Raw genomic sequence first — 23831 nt, forward strand, 5'->3', positions numbered from 1 at the left:
GCAATACCTATGAATGCAAAAGTCTGGCTGGTGGGCGCAGGCCCAGGTGATCCGGAGTTGTTGACCCTCAAGGCAGTACGGGCCCTGCACGAGGCCGATGTGGTGCTGATTGATGATCTGGTCAACCCGGCGGTACTTGAGCATTGCCCCGGTACGCAGGTGATTACCGTCGGCAAGCGCGGGGGGTGCCGCTCCACACCCCAGGATTTCATTCATCGCTTGATGCTGCGTTATGCGCGCCAGGGTAAATGCGTGGTGCGCCTGAAGGGCGGCGATCCGTGCATTTTCGGACGCGGCGGCGAAGAGGCCAGTTGGCTGAAGGCGCGAGGGGTCAGCGTGGAGTTGGTCAATGGCATCACGGCCGGGCTGGCGGGTGCAACAAACTGCGACATACCGCTGACACTGCGGGGAATCAGTCGTGGCGTGACGCTTGTCACTGCCCATACCCAGGACGACAGCAGCCTTAATTGGCGGGCACTGGCCGAGGGTGGCACGACACTGGTGGTCTACATGGGTGTGGCGAAGCTTGCAGAGATTTCCCAGCAGTTACTGGAAGGAGGCATGGCCGCAGATATGCCGGTGGCCATGATCGAGAACGCCTCGATGCCCCAGCAGCGCGAATGCCGCAGTTCCCTGGCGCGCATGCAGGAGGATGCCCAGGGGTTTGCCTTGAAGAGCCCAGCCATCCTGGTGATCGGCGCGGTAGCAGCCACAGCCGTGGAAGCCGCCTTGCTGGCAAGCGCCTGAGGCAAATGGCAGGCGAAAAAAAGCCCGGCCTAAGCCGGGCTTTTTTCTAGCACTCAGTAATTACTGAGCTTGAGCTTCAACCGACGCTTCTACACGACGGTTAACAGCGCGACCAGCTTCAGTTGCGTTGTCAGCAACTGGGCGGGATTCGCCGTAACCAACCGAAGTGATACGGCTAGGAGCTACGCCATCTTTAACCAGGACTTGCTTAACAGCGTCAGCACGACGCTGGGACAGCTTCTGGTTGTAGGCGTCTGGACCGACGGAGTCAGTGTGACCAGCAACTTCTACGTTGGTAGCTGGGTACTGAGCCATGAAGTCGGCCAGGTTTTTCACGTCGCCGTAGCTGTTAGGCTTAACAACGGCCTTGTCGAAGTCGAACTTCACGTCCAGCTCAACACGAACAACCTGAGCAACCGGAGCTTCTGGCTCTGGAACTGGCTCTGGAGCTGGTGCTGGGGTAGGAGCTGGAGCAGCTGCGCCAGCGTTACCGCCGAAGTTTACGCCCAGGCCGACCAGTGCGGAGTAGTCCCACTTGCCGTTGTCCAGACCGTAGTCAGCTTCAACACCGGCACGAGCGTACAGGTTGTTGGTGAAGTAGTACTTAACGCCGGTACCAACGGTAGCGAAAGTAGTCTGATCGCGACCGGTGTGGCCGTCAGCACGTACGTTGCCACGGCTCTGGTGACCGAAACCACCTTCTACGTATGGACGCAGGGAGTCGACGCCAGCTTGACCGAAGTGGTACTGAGCAACGAGGCTGCCGGTATCACCTTTGATCTTCTGGTTGCCAGTACCGTCAGTCGAACGGGTGTGGTTGGTCTTGTCGTAGGACAGGTTCAAGGACAGGTCGTCGGTCAGGAAGTAACCGATGCGAGCGCCAGGATTGAAGCCGTCTTCGATGTGCTTGACGCTATCGTTGTACTGCTTCTTGTAGAACAGCTCGCCTTCAACTGCGCCTTGGCCTTGTGCCAGAACGCCGAAAGAAGTAGCGGCAATAAGAGAACCAATGGCCAAGCCCAAGGTGTTTTTCAGTTTCATCCGTTAAATCCCCATCTGGTGATTGTAAAGCAGTCCCACATACCGGGGGACAACTCGGCGACAAGTCTAACAGAACTTGCCTACACGTAAGAGATATTTGCACCGAACTAAGTTTCAGTACTGTCCGCAAATTTCTCACGTAATTTATCAAGAGCACGTTTGTAACGCATTTTTGTAGCACTCAAACCCATATGCATAATGTCAGCAATTTCCTGAAATTCCAGTTCTGCGACAAATCGTAGCACCAGAATTTCCCGGTCAATTGGGTTCACATGCACCAACCAGCGATCAAGCCCGCCCTTCTCCTCGGGTGCCGGCGTCTTTTCTTCAGACGCCTCCTCAAGGGGGTCAAGGCTCAACGCGTCCATCAAGCGACGCTTTCGCCGTTCCTTACGATACTGCGTGATGCACTCGTTGTACGTGATGCTGTAGAGCCAGGTTTTGAACTTCGATTTACCCTCGAAGTTCTTCAGGCCATACAACACCTTGAGCATCACTTCCTGACAGACATCATCCGCATCACGATCGTTCCCTAAATACCTTGAACAAACGTTGAACAGAGTGCGTTGATACCTGCGCATCAATTCTTCGTACGCGCGTGTTACGTGAAACAGCTCCGTGTGCGCGCGCGCGACCAACTCCTCATCAGAGAGCTCACGGGGGTCATAGCGCGTGGACAGCGTTTGGGCTTTATTCAAAACAAGTCGTGCCGACAGTCAGGTCAATGTCCGCCACAGCCTGGATACCCAGGTTTGCGGCGGCGTACATTAGCAGGGTTACCGGGTTAGCGGCTATTGACCTGCTGTTCCAGCAGAACCCGATTGGACAGCGACACTAGTTCGCCATCATCGGTCAGCACCGTGGTTTTCACCGTACCGATCTCTTCAATCTGCCCTTCGACCTCGCCAACACGCACGTGTTGCCCCACCTGATACAACTCACGCACATAAATTCCCGCAAGAATCTGCCCGGCAATTCCCCGGCTTCCCAACCCCATGGCCAGCGCAACGGCCAGACCAACGGTAATCAAAACGATCACAATCACATGGTTAAGCAGGTCAGTCTTGACCTCCAGCTGGCTGATCGCCACCGAAATACTGATGATGATCACCAGGCCCTGGGCAATTCGCCCCAGGCCGCCGGCATAGTCCAGGCCTACACCCTCGGCAGCGCCGCGCACCAGCCCATTGGCCAGTTGCGCCAGCAACACACCCACCAGCAACACCAGCGCGCCGCCGAATACTTTCGGCAAATACAGCGCAAGCATGTCGAGCGTAGCTGAAACTCGCTCAAGTCCAAGTGATTGCGCCGCAGAAACCAGAAAAATCAGCAAAACAAACCAATAGACGATCTTGCCGATCAGCGTCGAGATCGGCACTTGCAGCCCGGCGCGCCCCAGCAGCTTGGTCAACCCGGTGCCAGCCATCAGGCGATCGAGGCCCAGCTTGGCGAGTAATTTGGAGAGCAGGGTGTCGAGCAGCTTGGCCACGACAAAACCCAGCAATACCAGCACCAGCGCACCAAACAGGTTGGGAATGAAATTCGCCACCTTGGTCCACAACGCAGTCATTGCAGTGACCAGACTCTGTGTCCAGAGATCAAGTTCCATATTCAATCAGCCTTATCAGCAGTGCGAGCAATAGGTTTACGACGAGAAACAGGTGATACATGGGCCGAACCATTGTTCAGCGCCATCATCAGTGCCGGCACCCAGCGGCCGAGCAGACCAAACAGGTCGCCCGCGCCTACCTGGCGATTGGCGGTTTTCAGCACGCGGCCCAGGCAAGCATCGTCGTCACGGTTGGACGGCGAAGCGTTAAGCATGTCACGCAAAGACTGTTCAAACGGATCGTGCATAGGGACCTCTCGCAAGTGAATTAAAAGACGAGGGCAAAATTCGTCGGGTCACATGACCTCTCCCAGCGTTCAGGTCACGTTCAGGTCAAACCCAGCGTAAACGTCGAAACAACCACCACTGTCCAAGGGCCACTGACACCATCAACAGGCAGGCCACCACGAATCCATAGGGACTCTCGGAGAACGGAATCCCCCCGACGTTGATCCCCAGCAAACCGGTCAGGAAACTCATCGGCAAAAAGATCCCGGTGATGATCCCGAAGCGGTACATGGTGCGGTTCATACGCACGCTCAAACGCCGATCCTCGGCCTCCAGCACCAGCCCCACGCGCTCCCGGCTCAGTTCCAGCTCTTCCAGGTAACGGGTCAGGCTGTTATTCAATTCATTCCAATAGTCGGCATCGTCATCGACAAACCAGGGCAATTTTATGCGTGTCAGTTGCGCAAAAATATCCCGCTGCGGAGCCAGAAAACGCTTGAGCGCAGCAGCACGCCGACGGATCTGCAGGACGTTGCCATGTTCCGGTGTATACCGTTCGTCGGCATCCAGTTTTTCTTCTTCAATATCGACAATTTCAGACAGGTCGCTGACCAGATCCTGCACTTTATGAGTCAGGTACTGCGCCATGTACAAGATCAGCTCGGAAGCGCTCTTGGGGCCTTTTCCATCCGCCAACTGCACCAGCAACTCGTCGGTGGCGCGCAAGGGTCGCAGACGCAAGGAGATGACCCGATCAGCCGCGGCAAAGATACGCACCGACACCATGTCTTCCGGCTCAGCCCCCGGATTGAGGTTGATCCCGCGCAGAAACAGCAGCAATTCGTCGTCCGGCAACGGCAACAGCCGCGGGCGGGTGTTCTCCTCCAGCAGCAGGTCACAGGCGAATTCGCTCAGGCCACTGGATTTGCGCAACCAGGTCTGGGTCTGGGGGTGACTGCGGTCCCAATGCAGCCACAGGCTTTCCTGGGGCTGCAGTTGCAGGTCGTCAAGCTCGGTCCGGGCAATCGAACGCGCACCACCTTTACCGTCCAGCACCAGGGCATGCACCAGCCCCCACTGCGCGTTTTCTTCCTCGAACATCCTCACCCCATCGACTACTGCGGTTATTCCGGCATTTTCAGCGGGCTGGGCGAAACAATCACGCCGTTATTGTCGGCGTAGACGTATTCGCCCGGACGGAATGTCACGCCAGCAAAAGTCACGGCCCCGCCCAGGTCGCCCACACCCTGGCGATGACTCTTTTTCGGGTGGCTGGCCAGGGCCTGCACGCCCAGGTCGGTCTGCGCCAACACGTCAACGTCACGCACACAACCGTAGATCACCAAGCCTTCCCAGCCATTTTTCGCCGCTCGCTCAGCAATCATGTCGCCCAGCAAGGCGCAACGCAGCGAACCACCACCGTCGACCACCAGCACTTTGCCGGTGCCGTCCAGCTCAGCCTGTTCCTTGACCCGGGAGTTGTCTTCAAAACACTTGACGGTCACGATCTGGCCGCCGAAGGAGTCCCGGCCACCAAAGTTGGCGAACATCGGCTCCAGCACCTGCACCAGGTCCGGGTAGGCGTCACACAGGTCGGGGGTAACGTAATGGTTCATCGAGAAGCTCCTGTCGGTGAAAGAAGGTGTCGAACATCCACAGCTACATCAGGAAAACGCATCGCAAGGGGCATTCTTTAAGCCCTGCCACTGCGCGGGCGACCATGATCAGACCCACCAGACCGTAACGCAATAGCCACTGCGCGACTGAATATGACCAAAACATCCCGAAGCGTCATATCTTAGCCTCAAGCCACCGCGAGTGAAACGCCCTTGGCAGAGCCTTTTCTCAGACGCTCTCGAGCACAGGCGCCTGCGAGCCGACCAAAGGTGTCAGTGGATCATTCAACCAACGCTGCACCAGTGGCCATACTTCGGCCTGGGCTGCTTTGCTGACCAGCATTTCGACATGCCCGAAATCACCGCTGAACCCCTGCTTGCGCCCCAGGCACAGGTATTGGCGGTGCTCGCTGCCGACCTGGTCAAACAGCTTGCGGCAGGCCCAGTCCGGGTCTTGATGATCGCCTGCGGCACTCACGGCCAGCAGCGGCACATCGACCTCAGCCAGGCCTTTCCACCAGTCGCGCTCGGCATCGCCAAAACGCCCGAACAAACCGTGCCAGCGCATGCTTTCCAAGGCCAGGCCGATGGGCTCATCTTCCGGCCCGCGCTTGAGCCGCGAACCGGAGAGTTGGGCAAAACGCTTCAGAATCAAGCGCCCGCCCCACTCCACCGGCGGAATTTTCAACGGCCAGTAAGTACGACTGACCTGGCAGCCAAACAGCGCCACCGACGCGACAGCCGGCGCGCCCAGATACTGGCCACCCAAGGCTGCCGCCAAGGTCGTACCACCCAGCGAGTGGCCGATCCAGTGCGGAATCTGCGCGCTTTGCTCACGCACAAAAGCGGCGATGGCTGGCAAGTCGTAACGAGCATAGTCGGCGACGCGATTCTTGGCGTAGTCGTGGTTGCGTCGGGAAAGCCCGTGGCCGCGCATCTCCGGGATCCACACATCAAAGCCCTGGCGCGCCAGGTACGCCCCCAGGCCAATACCTTTGGGCGAATACCAGAACCGCCGATTGGAAAAGCTGCCATGCACCAACACCACCGGTATGCCACGGCTTTGCGCGACATCGGCCAGGCCCAGGCGTGTCACCGCCAGTTCTACGGTGCCATCCGGGCTGTTGCCAGGCTTGAGGCGATAGACATCTTCACTCAGGTCGCCACGACGCTCAGCGCTGATCAAGGCGACGGGAAACAGGTTGCTGCTGCTTTGCATAATGTTCTTGCACAAAAAAGGGCGGCGTCCGGTAGGAGTTCCGCCCTGTACAGAATGAGAAATGCCGGCCAGCCAAACTGGCTGGCCGGCAAATGGCAATTACGCCGAGGCTTGACCTTCAGCCAGGAAGAACCAGGTTTCCAGCACGGAATCGGGATTCAACGAGACGCTTTCGATGCCCTGTTCCATCAGCCATTTGGCCAGGTCCGGGTGATCGGAAGGGCCTTGGCCGCAGATCCCGATGTACTTGCCGGCCTTGTTACAGGCCTGGATGGCGTTGGCCAGCAGCTTCTTGACCGCAGGGTTACGCTCGTCAAACAGGTGCGCGATGATCCCGGAGTCGCGATCCAGGCCCAGGGTCAACTGGGTCAGGTCATTGGAGCCGATGGAGAAACCGTCGAAGAACTCCAGGAACTCTTCGGCGAGGATGGCGTTGGATGGCAGCTCGCACATCATGATCACGCGCAGGCCGTTTTCACCACGGGTCAGACCGTTCTCGGCCAGCAGGTCAACGACCTGGCTCGCTTCGCCCAGGGTGCGCACAAAGGGCACCATGATCTCGACGTTGGTCAGGCCCATCTCGTTGCGCACACGCTTGAGGGCGCGGCACTCAAGCTCGAAGCAATCGCGGAATGCTTCGCTGATATAACGCGAGGCGCCACGGAAGCCCAGCATCGGGTTCTCTTCTTCCGGCTCGTAAAGCTTGCCGCCGATCAGGTTCGCGTATTCGTTGGACTTGAAGTCCGACAGGCGCACGATGACTTTCTTCGGCCAGAACGCCGCCGCCAGGGTGCTGATGCCTTCCACCAGCTTCTCGACGTAGAAACCTACCGGATCGTTGTAGCCGGCAATGCGCTTGTCGACGCTGTCCTTGATTTCCACCGGCAGGCCGTCGTAGTTCAACAGGGCCTTGGGGTGCACGCCGATCATGCGGTTGATGATGAATTCCAGGCGGGCCAGGCCCACACCGGCGTTCGGCAACTGCGCAAAATCAAAGGCGCGATCGGGGTTGCCGACGTTCATCATGATCTTGAACGGCAGGTCGGGCATGGCGTCGATGGAGTTTTGCTTGATATCGAAGCCCAGCTCACCTTCAAAGATGAAGCCGGTATCGCCTTCGGCGCAGGAAACGGTAACGCCCTGGCCGTCCTTGAGCAATTGGGTGGCGTTGCCACAACCGACAACCGCTGGGATCCCCAGTTCACGGGCGATGATCGCCGCGTGGCAGGTACGCCCGCCACGGTTGGTGACGATGGCGCTGGCGCGCTTCATCACCGGCTCCCAGTCCGGGTCGGTCATGTCGGAGACCAGCACGTCACCTGGCTGGACCTTGTCCATCTCGGACACGTCCTTGATGATCCGCACCTTGCCCGCGCCGATGCGCTGGCCGATGGCACGGCCTTCCACCAGCACAGTGCCGGTTTCTTTCAACAGGTAGCGTTCCATGACATTGGCCGAAGTACGGCTTTTCACGGTTTCCGGGCGGGCCTGGACGATGTACAGCTTGCCGTCGTCGCCATCCTTGGCCCATTCGATGTCCATCGGGCACTTGTAGTGCTTCTCGATGATCATCGCCTGCTTGGCCAATTCGCTGACTTCGGCATCGCTGAGGCAGAAACGCGCGCGCTCGGCCTTGTCGACATCAACGGTTTTCACCGAGCGACCGGCCTTGGCCTCGTCGCCGTAGATCATCTTGATAGCCTTGCTGCCCAGGTTGCGGCGCAGGATCGCCGGGCGGCCGGCTTCAAGGGTGTGCTTGTGCACGTAGAACTCGTCCGGGTTGACCGCGCCTTGTACGACGGTTTCGCCCAGGCCGTAGGCGCCGGTAATAAATACCACGTCACGGAAGCCCGATTCGGTGTCCAGGGTGAACATCACGCCGGCAGTCCCGGTTTCCGAACGCACCATGCGCTGCACGCCGGCAGACAGAGCCACCAGTTTGTGGTCGAAACCCTGGTGCACACGGTAGGAAATGGCGCGGTCGTTGAACAGCGAGGCAAATACTTCCTTGGCTGCACGGATGACGTTTTCCACGCCACGAATATTCAGGAAGGTTTCCTGCTGGCCGGCGAAGGAGGCGTCGGGCAAGTCTTCGGCGGTGGCCGAGGAGCGCACGGCGACAGCCATGTCCGGGTTGCCGGCCGACAGGGTGGCGAAGGCGGTGCGAATTTCTGCGTTGAGCTTCTCGGGGAACTCGGCTTCCATGATCCACTGACGGATCTGTGCGCCGGTCTTGGCCAGGGCGTTGACGTCATCGACGTCGAGCGCGTCCAGGGCAGCGTGGATCTGGTCGTTGAGGCCGCTCAGTTCGAGGAAATCGCGGTATGCCTGGGCGGTGGTGGCGAAACCACCGGGCACCGAAACACCAGCGCCCGCAAGATTACTGATCATCTCGCCGAGGGATGCGTTCTTGCCCCCCACATGCTCTACATCATGGACGCCGAGCTTATCGAGGGAAACTACGTACTCTACCAAGGTGATCTCTCCACTAACTGTGTTGGAAAAGCTCAGGGCGCCGGTGGCTCAGTAGGAGCATTTACCGGCGTTTGTGGCCTGGACCTGGAAAATAAGTGAGAATGCAGCCCACTGTGGGGCGGCAAAACCGCGCCTATCATATCCAAGATTCGTCATCAGCTTAAGGCCCAAGGCTCAAATGAAACGATCTGCTTTCTTTATCTCCGACGGCACCGGCATTACCGCCGAAACCCTGGGTCAAAGCCTGCTCGCGCAGTTCGAAAGCATCACCTTCGCCAAATTCACCCGGCCTTATATCGATAACGTGGATAAAGCGCGGGCCATGGTACAACAAATCAATCTGGCCGCCGAAAAAGACGGTATGCGCCCGATCATTTTCGACACCATCGTCAATCAGGACATCCGTGAGATCCTCGCGACCTCCAATGGTTTCATGATCGACATCTTCTCGACCTTCCTCGCGCCCCTGGAACAGGAGCTGAGTGAACATTCCTCATACTCCGTGGGCAAGTCCCATTCCATTGGCCATAACTCCAACTACATGGAGCGGATCGAGGCGGTCAACTTCGCCCTGGACAACGACGACGGCGCCCGCACCCACTACTACGACAAGGCCGACCTGATCCTGGTCGGCGTGTCGCGCTGCGGCAAGACCCCGACCTGCCTGTACATGGCCATGCAATTCGGCATCCGTGCGGCCAACTACCCGCTGACCGAAGACGATATGGAACGCCTGCAACTGCCGGCGGTGCTGCGCACCCATCAGCACAAGCTGTTTGGCCTGACCATCGACCCGGACCGGCTGACGGCGATCCGTAACGAACGCAAGCCCAACAGCCGTTATTCGAGCTATGCCCAGTGCGAGTTCGAGGTGCGGGAAGTGGAAAATCTGTTCCGCCGGGAAAACATTGCGCACATCAATTCCACGCACTTTTCGGTGGAAGAGATTTCGGCAAAGATCCTTGTGGAAAAGGGTGTTGAGCGGCGCTTCAAATAACCTGTGGCGAGCGGGATTGCCCGCGTTGGGCTGCGAAGCAGCCCTAAATAGAGAAGAACACGGTACACCAGACACTCATCGGGGCCTGGTTTTGGGGCTGCTGCGCAGCCCAACGCGGGCTTGCCCGCTCGCCACAACATTTACAGGTGGAACCGGTCCCCCCCCTGCCCCAGCGCCGTAGCCAGCGCATCAAATCCGGCCCTCAGCAACTGATCATCCTCAGACGTATTGCAGATACTCGCCCGAATAAACTGCGGCACCGCCGTCTGCCCTACGGCAAACGCTTCTGCCGTGGCGATCAGGTAATTGTTCTGCTTGAGTTCAGCCTCGATTTCCGACGCCCGCCAAGGCTCCGGGACTTCAATCCAGAAGTGCGGGCTGTTGAGATGAGTCCGGTACTCCAGGCCGCTCAGCAGGTCTTCGACCAACGCCTTGCGGCGGCTGATTTCACTGACCTGTTGACGCAGCAGATGCTCTGCCGTGCCATTTTCAATCCACTGCGTGGCCAGCTCCAGGGTCACCGGCGTGGCCATCCAGCAGGTTGAACGCAGGGCCGCAGAAATACGGCTGACCAGCGCCGGTGGCGCATGCACATACCCCACCCGCAAGCCGGCCGACACGGCCTTGCTCAGGCTGCTGATCAGAATCGTGCGCTCCGGGGCAAAGTGACTCAGGGGTGGCGGGCGATCTTGCACCAGCACACCGTGGGCCTCGTCTTCGAGGATCAGCAGGTTGTGCTCGCGACACACCCTGACCAGTGCCTCACGGCGGGCGACCGACAACACCGCCGTCGTCGGGTTCTGGATGGTCGGCGTGCAGTACAGGGCGGCCACCCGGTGATTGCGACAGACTTCCTCCAGGGCTGCTGGCAACACGCCTTCCTCATCCATTTCCAGGCCGATCAGGCGAATGCCCAGCATCCGCGCGGCGGTGATCAGGCCGGGGTAGGTCAACTGCTCGGTCACCACCGTGTCGCCCGCGCGCACCAACGCCATCAAGGCGCACAGCAACCCATGCTGGCCTCCATTGACACAGATGACCTGCTCGGGAATCGGGTGAAAGTCGCGCTGCACCAACCATTGCGCACCTGCCGCGCGGTAGCGGGGCAAGCCGGCGTCCGGGGTGTAGGCGCTGATGTCCTGCAGGAACTTGGCATTGGTGGCCAGGGTTTCAAAGCTCTGGGCCAGGAACGTGGTCTCCTGCCCAGGGATATGCATATTGCGGCTCATATCGAAGTACTGCCGCGGCTCCTCGCTGACGTTGCGAAAGCCTTCGTCACGCTGGCGCTCCATCCCACGCTTGCGCACGAATGTTCCGTCGCCCACCCGTGCCACCACCAGGCCCAGGCGTTCCAGTTCACCGTAGGCACGGCTGATGGTCCCGATGGTCACCCCCAGATTGTCGGAAAGCACCCGATGAGGGGGCAGTTTGCGCCCCGGTTCGATCAAGCCTTCGAGGATGCCCCGCTCCATGACATCTGACAGGCGCTTGTACTTCACACCCTGCCCATTGGACAGTCCCTCTCGCATGATTGACACCATGTCAATATTTGTTTTGACAGCCATCATTCGCCCTAATAGTGTGCTTTTACGGGTTCATTCACCGGGTGAAACCTCTAATTACAAGTTCAATATAGAGTTCAATTCCAGCTCAGGGAAGCAATAAACAATGCCAATGTCCGCCGTCATCGAAAATGCCGAAAAAACCAAAAACCACAAACAATGGCTGGCTGGCCTGATCACCAGTGTGATGTTTCTGATTGTCTGCCTGAGCTGGGGCACCACCTGGCTGGGGATCAAGATCGCGGTGGAAAGCGTGCCGCCACTGACCTCGGCGGGCCTGCGCTTCCTCATCGCCTTTCCGCTGTTCCTGTGTTTTGCCCTGGTGCGGCGCGAACCAATCCTGTTTCCACGGGAGAGCCGCTGGTTCTTTGTGTTCGTGACCCTGTGCTATTTCAGCGTGCCGTACTACCTGCTCAACTACGGCGAGATGCACGTCTCGTCCGGCCTGACCGCCCTGCTGTTCAGCTGTATGCCAGTGTTTATCCTGATCTTCTCGGCATTGTTCCTGCGCGAGCGCATCTACTTTTCCCAGGTCATCGGGATCGGCATCGGTTTCGGCAGCCTGTACATGATCCTCAAGAGTCAGGGACTGCACCTTGACCATGCCGAGTTCTTCGGCGTACTGGCGATTCTGACCGCCGCGATCATGCATGCCTTGTGCTATGTCATTACCAAGCAAAAAGGCAGCGCCATCAGCGTGATCACCTACAACACCCTGCCCATCGGGATTGCCGGGCTGATGCTGTTCGTCGCCGGCCTCTGGTTTGAATCGCCGACCTTCGAGGCCATCACCCTGCGGTCCTGGAGCGCCCTGTTCTACCTGGGCCTGGTAGCGTCGGTGGGCGGTTTTATCGTGTACTTCATGCTGCTCAAGCGCCTGAGCCCGATCATCCTGTCGTTCGTCTTCATTATTTTCCCGGTGTTCGCCGTGATCATCGGTGCCTGGTACGAAGGCCTGGAACTGTCCCGGGACCTGATGCTGTATTCGGCGATCCTGCTGGCCGGCTTTGCAATCACCAAGCTGCCGATCGAAAAGCTGCTGGCAAAACCCAATTGACCCTTTACCCACCACGCGAGAGAAACATGGAAGTCCTCCGCCAAACCGCCCTGGAGCAGATCTACGCCCATGCCAGCAGCACCTATCCCGAAGAGTGCTGCGGCTTTGTCTTTGCCGACGGCAGCGTGTACCTGGGCAGCAATATCCAGAACGAGTTGCACCGCAAGAACCCCGAGGCCTACCCCCGCAGCGCGGCCAACGGCTACACCTTCTCGGTGACCGACACGCTGCTGATGAACAAGGCCTTTCGCACGGACAACCCGGTGGTGGTGATTTACCACTCCCACCCGGATGTCGGTGCCTACTTCAGCGACGAGGATCAGGACAAGGCCCTCTACATGGGGGAACCGATCTACCCCGTCAGTTACCTGGTGGTGGATGTCCGCCAGGGCAAGGCCCTTGGGTCGAAGCTGTTTGCCTGGGATGGCACGCACTTCGCCCTCAACCCCTTCAACGACCTGCAAACGGAGTTGTACATGAACGCTGTCTCTTTCCCCGACATCCTGGCCCGTGTGGCCAAGTTGCCAGAATCGACCCTCGAGGGTGCCGGATCGACATTGCGCGAAGTCATTGAAGGCCTCTGTGCCCGCTACCCGCAGCTGCGGGCGCACCTGTTCCACGAGAACAACGGCCGGCTCAAGGAACACTTCCTGTTCACGGCCGGGGAAGAACTGATCGGCCCCGACGAGCCGCTGCCCGAAAAAGCAAAAATCGAAGTATTGCTCGCCACCTCCGGCGGCATGGACATCGAGTCCCTGAGCAACGAGGAAGTGCAGCGCTATGTGCGCCATATCACCCTGCCCGGTGTCGGCCGCGAAGGGCAGCTGAGCCTGAAGAAAGCCAGGGTGCTGATCATCGGCACCGGCGGCCTGGGCTCACCCATCAGCCTGTACCTGGCCGCTGCCGGCATCGGCACCCTGGGGCTGGTGGACTTCGATGTGGTGGAAAGCAGCAACCTGCAACGCCAGGTGGTGCATGGCAACAGCACCCTGGGCCTGCCCAAGGTCGAATCCGCCAAGCGCCGGCTGCAGGACCTCAACGCGCACATCCGGATCAACACCTACGACACCGCGCTGAACGCCGACAATGCCCTGGAACTGGTCGGCGCCTACGATCTGGTGATCGACGGCACGGACAACTTCGAGACCCGCTACCGGGTCAATGATGCCTGCGTACAATTGGGCAAGCCGCTGGTGTATGGCGCGATCTACCGTTTCGACGGCCAGATCAGCGTGTTCAATTACCAGGGCGGGCCCTGCTACCGCTGCCTGTACCCCCACGCCCCGCCGGCGGAACTGGCGCCCAATTGCAGTGCTGGCGGGGTCATCGGTGTACTGCCCGGCGTGGTCGGGATGATCCAGGCCACCGAGGCGATCAAGCTGTTGATTGGCCTAGGCGAGTCCTTGTCCGGTCGATTGATGCGCTTTGATGCCCTGGCCATGAAATTCAGTGAAATCCGTTTCAAGCGCCGCGCCGACTGCCCGTGCTGCTCCGACCTGCGTGAAGAACATCAGCCCGCAGCCACCGTCTGTGCCGATGCCATCCGCAGCGCTCCAAGCCTGGCGGCAGAGCACTACATCAAGCCCCAGGTGCTCAAGCAGTTGCTGGAACAGCGCAGCAGCGCCGACATCCTGCTGGATGTGCGCGATGCCAGCGAGCTGGAGGTATGCCAGCTGCCCGGCGTGGTGCACATCCCCCTGGCCCAGCTCGACGAGCACCTCGACACGCTCAGCCGTGACAACACCCATTACCTGATCTGCTACGCCGGCATCCGCGCCGAGCAGGCCGCCAGCACCTTGCTGGCCGCTGGCTTTGCCAACACCCGGGTGCTTGAAGGCGGCATGAAACATTGGGTGCGCGACGTCGAACCCGACATGCCTTTGTACTGATCACAGGCCTGGGGGTACTTATCTGATGCTGCACAACTCCATACTCGACGCCATCGGCCAAACGCCCATCGTGCGCCTGGAACAATTCTCCGAAGACCTCGGCATCGAGGTCTTCGCCAAGCTTGAATCCCTGAACCCGGGCGGTAGCCACAAGGCACGGATTGCCCTGGGCATGATCCTCGACGCCGAGCGCCGGGGCATCCTGATTCGTAACTCAGGGCAAACCATCATCGAACCCAGCGGGGGCAACACTGGCATCGGCCTGGTGATGGCCGGCAATGTGCTGGGCTACAAAGTGGTGCTGGTGATTCCCGACAACTACAGCCCCGAAAAGCAAAAGCTGCTGCGCCTGTATGGGGCCAAGGTGGTGCTGTCGGACAGCCGCCTGGGCAATAACTCCCATGGCGAAAAGTGCATGGAGCTGCAGCTGGAAAACCCCAGCTTCGTCATGCTCAACCAGCAACGCAACGGCGCCAACCCCCAGACCCATCGCGACACCACCGCCCCGGAAATCATCCGCGCCTTTGGCGAGCGCCAGGTCGACTACTTCGTCAGCGGTATCGGCACCGGGGGCCATATCACCGGGATCGGTGAAACCCTCAAGGCCGCCTGGCCGCAGATCCGCGTGATGGGTGTAGAACCCGAGGAGTGCGACCTGCTCAGCGACCGCCATGCGCCGCACCATATCCAGGGCCTGTCCATCGGCTTGATCCCGAGCATTCTCAACCTGAATGTGCTGGACGGCATGCTCAAGGTCTCGCGCCTCGACTGCCTGGAAATGATGAAGCGCATCATGCGTACCGACGCCATCAGCCTGGGACTGTCGTCGGCCGCCAATATGGTGGCCATCGCCAAGCTCGCCCCGGAACTGCCCACCGACACCGTCGTCCTGACCATGGTGTACGACAGCGCCGACAGTTATCTGCCCTGTTTCGAATAACGACAATTACGGGGGTGCCTTCCATGGGAGGCTTTATCGACATGCAACAGCTGCACGATGAGTTGCTGACCCACCTCATCACCACCCTGTCGCCAGCGCAGATGGCACAGTTGCAGCCACACCTGGCGGAGTTGATCCAGCCAGCGGCGCAGGAAGTGGCCGAGGACCTGATCGCCTACGCCTGGCGCGATCCCGCGTCCCGCGGCCGGGGTGAACTGATCCTGGAGTCCTACGCCTCGTTCAAGGCCGTGCTGTATTACCGGCTGGCGCATTGTGTCTGGAACCTTCCCGACCCGGCCCACGGCCAGTTCTGCGCCATTGCGCTGACTTTGAGCAACCAGGGCAAGCTCCTGTCCGGCGCCGAAATCCACCCGGCCGCCCGCATTGGCCGGCGCTTTGTGCTGGATCATGGCTTTGGCACGGTAATCGGCGAAACCTGCGAGATCGGCAATGACTGCTACATCCTGTGTGGCGTGACCCTGGGCGCCCGGGGCATCGCCAACAACCCGGACGGCAAGCGTCACCCGCGCCTGGGCAATAACGTGGAAGTCGGCGCAGGCGCCAGGGTGCTCGGGTATGTGCTGATCGGCGACAACGTGTTTATCAGCCCCTCCTGTGTCATCACCCAGGACGTGCCCGCAGGCACCAAGGTCAAGGTGGTCAACCAGATCCAGTTGCAGAAAAACGACGAATCGGACGCCAGCAACTACCTCGGAGCCTTTGCCCTCGACGAGCGCCTGCATGTGGTCGGTGAAGTCGACATCAGCCACCGGGTCACGCTGCTGGATGCCGACTTCCATCCATTGTCCGGCGTGGTGCTGGAGCCCACGGTCAAGGAGCGTCATCACTTGCAGTTTCGCCTGCGCACGCTGCAGGCCCCCACCTATCCCCCGCGCCTGCCCCTGAACCTGAAGGTGTGCGGGGCGAAGTTCGAAGTCACCCTGCTCTCCCCACCCGGGTTGAGCGCAATGGTGCGGCGCCTGCTGCAAACCAGCCCACTGATCGTTGGAGGATGAACATGTCCGTACACACTATGGAAACCCTGGCGCTGTTTGACAGCGCGCCTTACCAGAACGCCTTCAGCGCCCGCGTGATTGCCGTCAGCGAACAGGGCGTGGCCCTGGAGCACACCCTGTTCTACCCCACCGGGGGTGGCCAGCCCGGAGACACCGGTTACTTCACTCTGGCGGACGGCAGCCGAGTCAACGTGACCGGGACTGCGCGCGACCCGGTACTGCGCTCGATCATCTGGCATCAAGTGGAACACTGCCCCGAGTCATTGCGCGCAGGCGCGCAGGTAGACGCCGGCCTGGACTGGGAACGGCGCTACCAGCACATGAAGATGCACACCTGCCTGCATCTGCTGTGCTCGATCATCGACGCGCCGGTGACCGGTTGCAGCATCAGCGCCGACAAGGGCCGCCTGGATTTCGACCTACCGGAAATGACCCTGGACAAGGAGAGCATCACCCGCGACCTCAATGCCTTGATCGAGCAGGCCCATGAGGTCAAGTCGCTGTCGATGCCGGCGTCCGAATACTCCACCCTGTTGCAGATCACCCGCACCCAGGCGGTTGCGCCCCCGGTGATCCAGGGCGCGGTGCGGGTGATTGAAATTGCCGGCATTGATATCCAGCCGTGTGGCGGCACCCATGTGGTCAACACCGAAGAAATCGGCCGGGTGTTCTGCGAGAAAATCGAGAAAAAAAGCAAGCACAACCGGCGGGTGATCCTGCGGTTCGAGTGAAGCATCAAGCTGCCAACGGGAGGGGGTAAACGCCCCTATTGGCACGCTTGCCTTTACTTCGCCTGGGCTTTGATCTGGGCACTCAATTGCTGGACTTGCTGTTGCAGCTGGGTAATCACCTGGGTGAACTCAGTCATCATTTGATCTATACGTGCGCGCAGTTGCTGGTTGTCGCGCATGAGATCGTCGGCGCTGCGGTTCGCCGGTGGCGTTGGCTCATGGGTCTGAGCCGCTGCTGGAGCGTCCTTGGCACCGGGCGCTTGCTCAGCCGATGTGGGGGCCGACGGGGCATTGCTGTCAGTCTTCGGACCTGCGGCAGGGGCTTCATTTGCGGAGGCATCTGCCCCCCCCATTTTCTGGGTCAACGCCTGGATCTGCTTTTGCAGCTTAGTCACCACCGCCGTGAACTGGGTTTGCAGGCGCTCAATCGTCTCGCGCAGTTGGTCATTTTCAGCAGTCAGCTGCTCGAGGCTACGAGGGGCCTCCGACCCCGACACCGGCGTGTTGTTGTCTGCGCGAGCACTGGCTTCAGGCGGCACTTTGCCCTGCCCTGCTTCTGCGCGGCCACTGGCATCTTGTTTCGATGGGGCGCCCCCTTTTGCAGGGCTCTCCATCATGCCGGCTTGCTGCCCCAGGTTTGCTATCTGCTGTTCAAGCTCAGTGATTATCGGCGTGAAGTGGGCAACCAACTGGTTAAGACTGTCACGCAGCTGGTTGTTTTCCTGGGAGAGCTGCGCCAGTTGAGGCGAGTTAGTACTGGCATTGGATGACGGTGCATTGACCAGGCCTTTATGTGCCGCAAACTGCCCACGCTGCTGCGCAGTCATCGGTGGGCGGGGTGGAGTTGAATCTGCTTGCGCGCCGGGCGGGGCATCCGTTTCAGCACGGCCTTCGTTCTGCACGGACGCTGGTTTGGGAGGCATTTCATAGGGCTGGCTGGGTGCGTACTGCGAATGACTTACGCTCGTCATAGTGGACCTCTCAGATTCAGGTAGTTGATTCACGGGCATTGCATCCCGGATGCCCCGGCAAAAACAGGTCATCTGGCTATCTGATTGGTCAGTATCGGAATAAGGTTCCGGCGATGTCGGGCGTACGAATAGCAAAGTATGTCCACTTCACAACTCGCCGCCCGACGCCCTCATATCACCCACAAATCCACAAACCGGTTCACCGGCGTCGCTTCAAACCGTGCCTGATCCTTGCACAGTGCAAAAATCTCGGCGCTGCGCTGCGCGGTGAAGCGTGTCCCCAGGTTGGCCTTGAACTTGTCTTCCAGCAAAGGAATGCCATCCGCCCGGCGCCGACGATGGCCAATCGGGTATTCCACCGCGACCTGCTCGGTGCTCGAGCCATCGGTGAAGAACACCTGCACCGCGTTGGCAATGGAACGCTTGTCCGCTTCCAGGTACTCGCGGCTGTAGCGTGGGTCTTCGACGATTTCCATTTTGCCGCGCAACTCATCAATGATCGGGTGCGCCGTATGGAACTCATCTTCGTACTGCTCGGCGACCAGGGTGCCAAACGCCAGGGGCACGGCTGTCATGTATTGCAGGCAATGGTCGCGGTCGGCCGCATTGGCCAGTGGGCCGACCTTGGAAATGATGCGAATGGCCGACTCGTGGGTGGTGATCACGATGCGCTCGATCTCGTGCAAGCGGTGCTTGACCTGCGGGTGCAAGGTGACAGCAGCTTCACAGGCGGTCTGGGCGTGGAACTCTGCAGGAAAGCTGATCTTGAACAGCACGTTTTCCATCACATAAGTGCCATAGGGCTGGGGCAAACTGAATGCGCGCTTGTCCTCAGGCTTGAGGGCCAGGTCCTTGTTGGTGTGACTGAACAACACGTCGTAAAAGCCCCACTGCGGTGCGCTCAGCACGCCGGGGATGCCCATCTCGCCACGCAGAGCGATATCCGCCAGACGTACACCACGACTGGATGCATCCCCCGCCGCCCAGGATTTGCGTGACCCGGCGTTTGGCGCATGCCGGTAGGTCCGCAAGGCCTGACCATCGACAAAGGCATGAGACAGTGCCGACAGCATCTGTTCGCGGTTGGCCCCCATCAACTTGGCACAGACCGCAGTGGAGGCCACTTTCACCAACAGCACATGGTCAAGGCCGACGCGGTTGAAGGAGTTTTCCAGGGCAATCACACCCTGGATTTCATGGGCCATGATCATCGCTTCCAGCACCGCACGCACGGTCAACGGCGCCTCGCCATGGGCCACGCGTTTTTGCGACAGGTGATCAGCGACGGCGAGAATGCCACCGAGGTTATCCGAAGGATGGCCCCATTCGGCGGCGAGCCAGGTGTCGTTGTAATCGAGCCAACGCACGATGCAGCCGATGTCCCACGCGGCCTTGACCGGGTCCAGGCGATAGGACGTACCCGGCACCCGCGCACCGAACGGCACCACTGTGCCTTCGACAATCGGTCCCAAATGCTTGGTGCACTCGGGAAAACGCAGGGCCAGCAGGCCACAACCGAGGGTGTCCATCAGGCAGTTGCGGGCGGTGTCCAGGGCATCCGGGGAGTCGATGCGGTAGTTGAGGACGTAGTCGGCAATGTCCTGCAAAACCGGGTCGTAGTCGGGGCGGTTGTTCTGGTCGACGTTGGCGCTCATGGCAGTACTCCAAAATGGGTTGGGTGTGTTCCTTCCTCAGGCTCAGGGTGGGTGGTTTGTGGCAGGTCTGAATGCCTGCTCTCGTACATAAATCCAGAGGCAGCCGCCCCCTTGTGGGAGCGGGCTTGCCCGCGATAGCGCTGGATCAGTTGGTATCTGCGTGACTGACACGCCGCTCTCGCGGGCAAGCCCGCTCCCACACAAGCCCACTCACATATCGGGGCCGGCGCAGGGCTTTAGAATGCGTCGCCGGGCACGCGCACGTAGCCTTCCATCAAGACCCGCGCACTGCGGCTCATGATGGCTTTCTTTACCACCCATTCGCCGTTGACCTGGCTGGCTTCGGCGCCCACGCGCAAGGTGCCGGACGGATGCCCGAAGCGCACGGCGTTGCGTTCCACACCGCCCGCCGCGAGGTTGACCAGGGTTCCGGAAATCGCCGCCGCCGTGCCAATCGCCACCGCCGCCGTCCCCATCATCGCGTGGTGCAACTTGCCCATGGACAGCGCGCGCACCAGCAGATCCACATCACCGGCCTTGATCGCCTTGCCACTGGAGGCCAGGTAATCCGCAGGCTTGGCCACAAACGCCACCTTCGGTGTGTGCTGGCGCTGGGCCGCTTCGTCCAGGTGCTTGATCAGGCCCATGCGCAATGCACCATAGGCCCGTACCTGCTCGAACATGGCCAGGGCTTTGGGATCGCTATTGATCGCGCCTTGCAGCTCGGTGCCGGTGTAGCCGAGGTCTTCGGCGTTGATAAAAATCGTCGGGATCCCGGCGTTGATCAGCGTCGCCTTGAAGGTGCCGACACCCGGCACTTCCAAGTCGTCGATCAGGTTGCCGGTGGGGAACATCGAACCGCCGCCGCCCTCTTCTTCCGCTGCCGGGTCCATGAACTCCAGTTGCACTTCCGCGGCGGGGAAGGTCACACCATCCAGCTCGAAGTCGCCGGTTTCCTGCACCGCGCCGTTGGTGATGGGCACATGGGCGATGATGGTCTTGCCGATATTCGCCTGCCAGACACGCACCACGGCCACGCCGTTGTGGGGAATGCGGGCCGCATCCACCAGACCGCTGCTGATGGCAAACGAGCCGACCGCCGCTGACAGGTTGCCGCAGTTGCCGCTCCAGTCTACGAACGGCTTGTCGATGGAGACCTGGCCAAACAGGTAGTCCACGTCATGCTCGGCGCGGGTGCTCTTGGCGAGGATCACGGTTTTGCTGGTGCTGGAGGTGGCACCGCCCATGCCGTCGATCTGTTTGTCATAGGGATCGGGGCTGCCGATCACCCGTAGCAGCAAGGCATCGCGCGCCGCACCCGGGACCTGGGCCGATTCGGGCAGGTCCTTGAGGTTGAAAAACACGCCCTTGCTGGTGCCGCCACGCATGTAGGTGGCGGCGATCTTGATTTGCGCTACGTGTGTCATGGTTATCCTCTTCAGGCGGTCGCCGCCGATTCCAGGAAGTCCTGGGCAAAACGCTGCAACACGCCGCCCGCCTCGTAGATCGACACTTCTTCAGCGGTGTCCAGGCGGCAGGTCACCGGCACTTCGACACGCTCGCCATTCTTGCGGTTGATCACCAGGGTCAACTGCGCACGCGGGGTGCGCTCGCCAATCACGTCATAGGTTTCGCTGCCATCAATCTGCAGGGTCTTGCGGTCGGTACCCGGTAAAAATTCCAGGGGCAGCACGCCCATGCCCACCAGGTTGGTGCGGTGGATGCGTTCGAAGCCTTCGGCGGCAATCGCTTCCACACCCGCCAGGCGCACGCCCTTGGCCGCCCAGTCGCGGGACGAACCCTGGCCGTAGTCGGCGCCGGCAATGATGATCAGCGGCTGCTTGCGCTCCATGTAGGTTTCGATGGCTTCCCACATCCGTGTGACCTTGCCTTCCGGCTCGATGCGCGCCAGGGAACCCTGCTTGACCTTGCCGTTTTCCTGGACCATTTCATTGAACAGCTTGGGGTTGGCAAAGGTCGCGCGCTGGGCGGTCAGGTGGTCGCCGCGGTGCGTTGCATACGAGTTGAAGTCGACTTCCGGCAGGCCCATTTTCGCCAGGTATTCGCCGGCGGCGCTGTCGAGCATGATCGCGTTGGACGGCGACAGGTGGTCAGTGGTGATGTTGTCCGGCAGCACCGCCAGCGGGCGCATGCCCTTGAGCGGACGCGCACCGGCCAGGGCGCCTTCCCAGTACGGCGGGCGGCGGATGTAGGTGCTCTGCGGGCGCCAGTCGTACAGCGGCGTGACTTTCGGGCCGGTGTCCTCGTGGATCGCAAACATCGGGATGTAGACCTGGCGGAACTGCTCCGGCTTGACCGAGGCCTTGACCACTGCGTCGATTTCTTCATCGCTCGGCCAGATGTCCTGCAGGCGGATTTCCTTGCCGGTGGCGTCCAGGCCCAGCACGTCTTTTTCGATATCGAAACGGATGGTGCCGGCAATCGCATAGGCCACCACCAGCGGTGGCGAAGCCAGGAATGCCTGCTTGGCGTACGGGTGGATGCGCCCGTCGAAGTTGCGGTTACCCGAGAGCACGGCGGTGGCGTACAGGTCGCGGTCGATGATTTCTTGCTGGATCACCGGATCGAGTGCACCGGACATGCCGTTGCAAGTGGTGCAAGCGAAGGCCACGACGCCAAAACCCAGCTGCTCCAGCTCGCTGGTCAGCCCGGCTTCGTCGAGGTACATGGCCACGGTTTTCGAACCCGGCGCCAGGGACGACTTGACCCACGGCTTGCGGGCCAACCCAAGCTTGTTGGCATTGCGCGCCAGCAGGCCGGCGGCGATCACGTTGCGTGGGTTGCTGGTATTGGTGCAACTGGTGATGGCGGCGATGATCACCGCGCCGTCGGGCATTTGCCCCGGCACGTCATCCCATTGCCCCGAAATGCCCTTGGCCGCCAAGTCGCTGGTGGCCACGCGGGCGTGCGGGTTGCTCGGGCCGGCCATATTGCGCACGACGCTGGACAGGTCGAAGCTCAGGCCACGCTCATATTGCGCGCCCTTGAGGTCATCGGCCCACAGGCCGGTATGCCGCGCATACTGCTCGACCAGGGCGACTTGTTCGTCTTCACGCCCGGTGAGTTTGAGGTAAGCGATGGTCTGCGCGTCGATGTAGAACATCGCCGCCGTGGCGCCGTATTCCGGAGCCATGTTGGAGATGGTGGCGCGGTCGCCCAGGGTCAGGGCCGAGGCGCCTTCGCCGAAGAACTCCAGCCAGGCACCGACAACTTTCTGCTGGCGCAGGAACTCGGTCAGGGCCAGCACCATGTCGGTGGCGGTGATGCCCGGTTGCAGCTTGCCCGTCAGTTCGACGCCAACGCTTTCCGGCAGGCGCATCCACGACGCACGGCCAAGCATCACGCTCTCGGCTTCCAGGCCGCCAACGCCGATGGCGATCACGCCCAGGGCGTCGACGTGGGGGGTGTGGCTGTCGGTGCCGACGCAGGTATCCGGGAAGGCCACGCCGTCACGCACCTGGATCACCGGGGACATTTTCTCCAGGTTGATCTGGTGCATGATGCCGTTGCCTGGCGGGATCACATCGACGTTTTTGAAAGCCTTTTTGGTCCACTCGATAAAGTGGAAACGGTCTTCGTTGCGGCGGTCTTCAATGGCGCGGTTTTTCTCGAAGGCCTGCGGGTCGAAACCACCGGCCTCGACGGCCAGGGAGTGGTCGACGATCAGCTGGGTCGGCACCACCGGATTGACCTGGGCTGGGTCGCCGCCTTGCAGGGCAATGGCGTCACGCAGGCCGGCGAGGTCTACCAGGGCGGTCTGGCCGAGGATGTCATGGCACACCACCCGGGCCGGGAACCAGGGGAAGTCGAGGTCGCGCTTGCGCTCGATCAATTGGCTCAGGGAAGCGTTAAGGGTCGCCGGGTCGCAGCGACGCACCAGGTTTTCGGCGAGCACGCGGGAGGTGTAAGGCAGCGTGGCGTAGGCACCGGGGGTGATGGCCTCGACAGCCGCACGGGCGTCGAAGTAATCCAGGCGGCTGCCGGGGAGCGGTTTGCGAAATTCAGTGTTCATCGTCAGGACTCGGTCACGGTAGTTACAAAAGGAAGACCTGTGCCG

At 60.5% G+C, this 23831-nt stretch carries 20 protein-coding genes; 7 read left to right on the forward strand and 13 right to left on the reverse strand.

What is annotated here, in order from left to right:
• Positions 1 to 9 precede the first annotated feature (9 nt).
• Positions 10 to 747, forward strand: a complete 738-nt coding sequence (cobA, locus tag HBO24_RS09595) for a uroporphyrinogen-III C-methyltransferase (RefSeq protein WP_115128713.1) — start codon at positions 10 to 12, stop codon at positions 745 to 747.
• A 60-nt stretch (positions 748 to 807) separates the two neighbouring features.
• Here the strand turns inward: cobA and HBO24_RS09600 are convergent, their stop codons facing one another.
• The 8 genes from HBO24_RS09600 to ppsA form a co-directional block, all read right to left on the reverse strand.
• Positions 808 to 1788: an OmpA family protein gene (locus tag HBO24_RS09600; protein WP_057444927.1), complete on the reverse strand. Its 981-nt coding sequence runs from the start codon at positions 1786 to 1788 to the stop codon at positions 808 to 810.
• A gap of 107 nt (positions 1789 to 1895) precedes the next feature.
• Complete coding sequence (gene sigX / locus HBO24_RS09605) at positions 1896 to 2486, reverse strand: RNA polymerase sigma factor SigX (RefSeq protein ID WP_057439524.1); 591 nt, start codon at positions 2484 to 2486, stop codon at positions 1896 to 1898.
• An 86-nt stretch (positions 2487 to 2572) separates the two neighbouring features.
• Entirely contained in the window at positions 2573 to 3397 is an 825-nt protein-coding gene (locus HBO24_RS09610; protein ID WP_057439525.1) for a mechanosensitive ion channel domain-containing protein, read from the reverse strand.
• A 2-nt stretch (positions 3398 to 3399) separates the two neighbouring features.
• A complete protein-coding gene (locus HBO24_RS09615; RefSeq protein ID WP_038442312.1) occupies positions 3400 to 3645 on the reverse strand; it encodes a hypothetical protein in 246 nt (81 codons plus the stop codon).
• A gap of 85 nt (positions 3646 to 3730) precedes the next feature.
• Positions 3731 to 4726 (reverse strand): zinc transporter ZntB, encoded by a 996-nt coding sequence (locus HBO24_RS09620; protein WP_170044415.1) that lies wholly within the window; start codon positions 4724 to 4726, stop codon positions 3731 to 3733.
• Between the two features lie 23 nt (positions 4727 to 4749).
• On the reverse strand, positions 4750 to 5241 hold the full coding sequence (gene rraA / locus HBO24_RS09625) for a ribonuclease E activity regulator RraA (protein ID WP_170059605.1): 492 nt from the start codon (positions 5239 to 5241) through the stop codon (positions 4750 to 4752).
• A 229-nt stretch (positions 5242 to 5470) separates the two neighbouring features.
• Positions 5471 to 6460, reverse strand: coding sequence for an alpha/beta fold hydrolase (locus HBO24_RS09630; protein WP_057960344.1), 990 nt, complete (start codon positions 6458 to 6460; stop codon positions 5471 to 5473).
• Between the two features lie 99 nt (positions 6461 to 6559).
• Complete coding sequence (ppsA, locus tag HBO24_RS09635) at positions 6560 to 8935, reverse strand: phosphoenolpyruvate synthase (protein WP_029298284.1); 2376 nt, start codon at positions 8933 to 8935, stop codon at positions 6560 to 6562.
• A 178-nt stretch (positions 8936 to 9113) separates the two neighbouring features.
• On the opposite strand from ppsA, the gene HBO24_RS09640 reads away from it, so the two are divergent.
• The gene (locus HBO24_RS09640; RefSeq protein ID WP_032863389.1) at positions 9114 to 9932 is read left to right on the forward strand and encodes a pyruvate, water dikinase regulatory protein; all 819 of its coding nucleotides are present in this window, start codon (positions 9114 to 9116) and stop codon (positions 9930 to 9932) included.
• A 140-nt stretch (positions 9933 to 10072) separates the two neighbouring features.
• Here the strand turns inward: HBO24_RS09640 and HBO24_RS09645 are convergent, their stop codons facing one another.
• Entirely contained in the window at positions 10073 to 11461 is a 1389-nt protein-coding gene (locus tag HBO24_RS09645) for a PLP-dependent aminotransferase family protein (protein ID WP_269835577.1), read from the reverse strand.
• 196 nt (positions 11462 to 11657) lie between these two features.
• On the opposite strand from HBO24_RS09645, the gene HBO24_RS09650 reads away from it, so the two are divergent.
• Genes HBO24_RS09650 through HBO24_RS09670 form a run of 5 tightly spaced genes read left to right on the forward strand, consistent with a single transcriptional unit; the run spans position 11658 to position 17127 of the window.
• Positions 11658 to 12551: an EamA family transporter gene (locus HBO24_RS09650; RefSeq protein ID WP_162947804.1), complete on the forward strand. Its 894-nt coding sequence runs from the start codon at positions 11658 to 11660 to the stop codon at positions 12549 to 12551.
• 26 nt (positions 12552 to 12577) lie between these two features.
• Positions 12578 to 14440 (forward strand): molybdopterin-synthase adenylyltransferase MoeB, encoded by a 1863-nt coding sequence (gene moeB, locus HBO24_RS09655; protein WP_057439530.1) that lies wholly within the window; start codon positions 12578 to 12580, stop codon positions 14438 to 14440.
• A 25-nt stretch (positions 14441 to 14465) separates the two neighbouring features.
• On the forward strand, positions 14466 to 15380 hold the full coding sequence (locus tag HBO24_RS09660; protein WP_057439531.1) for a PLP-dependent cysteine synthase family protein: 915 nt from the start codon (positions 14466 to 14468) through the stop codon (positions 15378 to 15380).
• 23 nt (positions 15381 to 15403) lie between these two features.
• On the forward strand, positions 15404 to 16396 hold the full coding sequence (locus tag HBO24_RS09665) for a serine O-acetyltransferase (RefSeq protein WP_057960345.1): 993 nt from the start codon (positions 15404 to 15406) through the stop codon (positions 16394 to 16396).
• 2 nt (positions 16397 to 16398) lie between these two features.
• Entirely contained in the window at positions 16399 to 17127 is a 729-nt protein-coding gene (locus HBO24_RS09670) for an alanyl-tRNA editing protein (protein ID WP_170044416.1), read from the forward strand.
• A gap of 53 nt (positions 17128 to 17180) precedes the next feature.
• Here HBO24_RS09670 and HBO24_RS09675 read toward each other — a convergent pair whose 3' ends face one another.
• From HBO24_RS09675 to acnD, 4 genes are all read right to left on the reverse strand, one after another.
• Entirely contained in the window at positions 17181 to 18029 is an 849-nt protein-coding gene (locus HBO24_RS09675; protein ID WP_170059606.1) for a hypothetical protein, read from the reverse strand.
• A gap of 239 nt (positions 18030 to 18268) precedes the next feature.
• Positions 18269 to 19753: a 2-methylcitrate dehydratase gene (gene prpD, locus HBO24_RS09680; protein ID WP_170044418.1), complete on the reverse strand. Its 1485-nt coding sequence runs from the start codon at positions 19751 to 19753 to the stop codon at positions 18269 to 18271.
• Positions 19754 to 19989: 236 nt separating this feature from the next.
• On the reverse strand, positions 19990 to 21180 hold the full coding sequence (gene prpF / locus HBO24_RS09685) for a 2-methylaconitate cis-trans isomerase PrpF (protein ID WP_115128720.1): 1191 nt from the start codon (positions 21178 to 21180) through the stop codon (positions 19990 to 19992).
• Positions 21181 to 21191: 11 nt separating this feature from the next.
• Positions 21192 to 23786, reverse strand: coding sequence for a Fe/S-dependent 2-methylisocitrate dehydratase AcnD (gene acnD, locus HBO24_RS09690; RefSeq protein ID WP_057960350.1), 2595 nt, complete (start codon positions 23784 to 23786; stop codon positions 21192 to 21194).
• Positions 23787 to 23831: the final 45 nt, after the last annotated feature.

Source organism: Pseudomonas sp. WS 5410, from assembly GCF_012985645.1.
Classification (GTDB): domain Bacteria; phylum Pseudomonadota; class Gammaproteobacteria; order Pseudomonadales; family Pseudomonadaceae; genus Aquipseudomonas; species Aquipseudomonas shahriarae.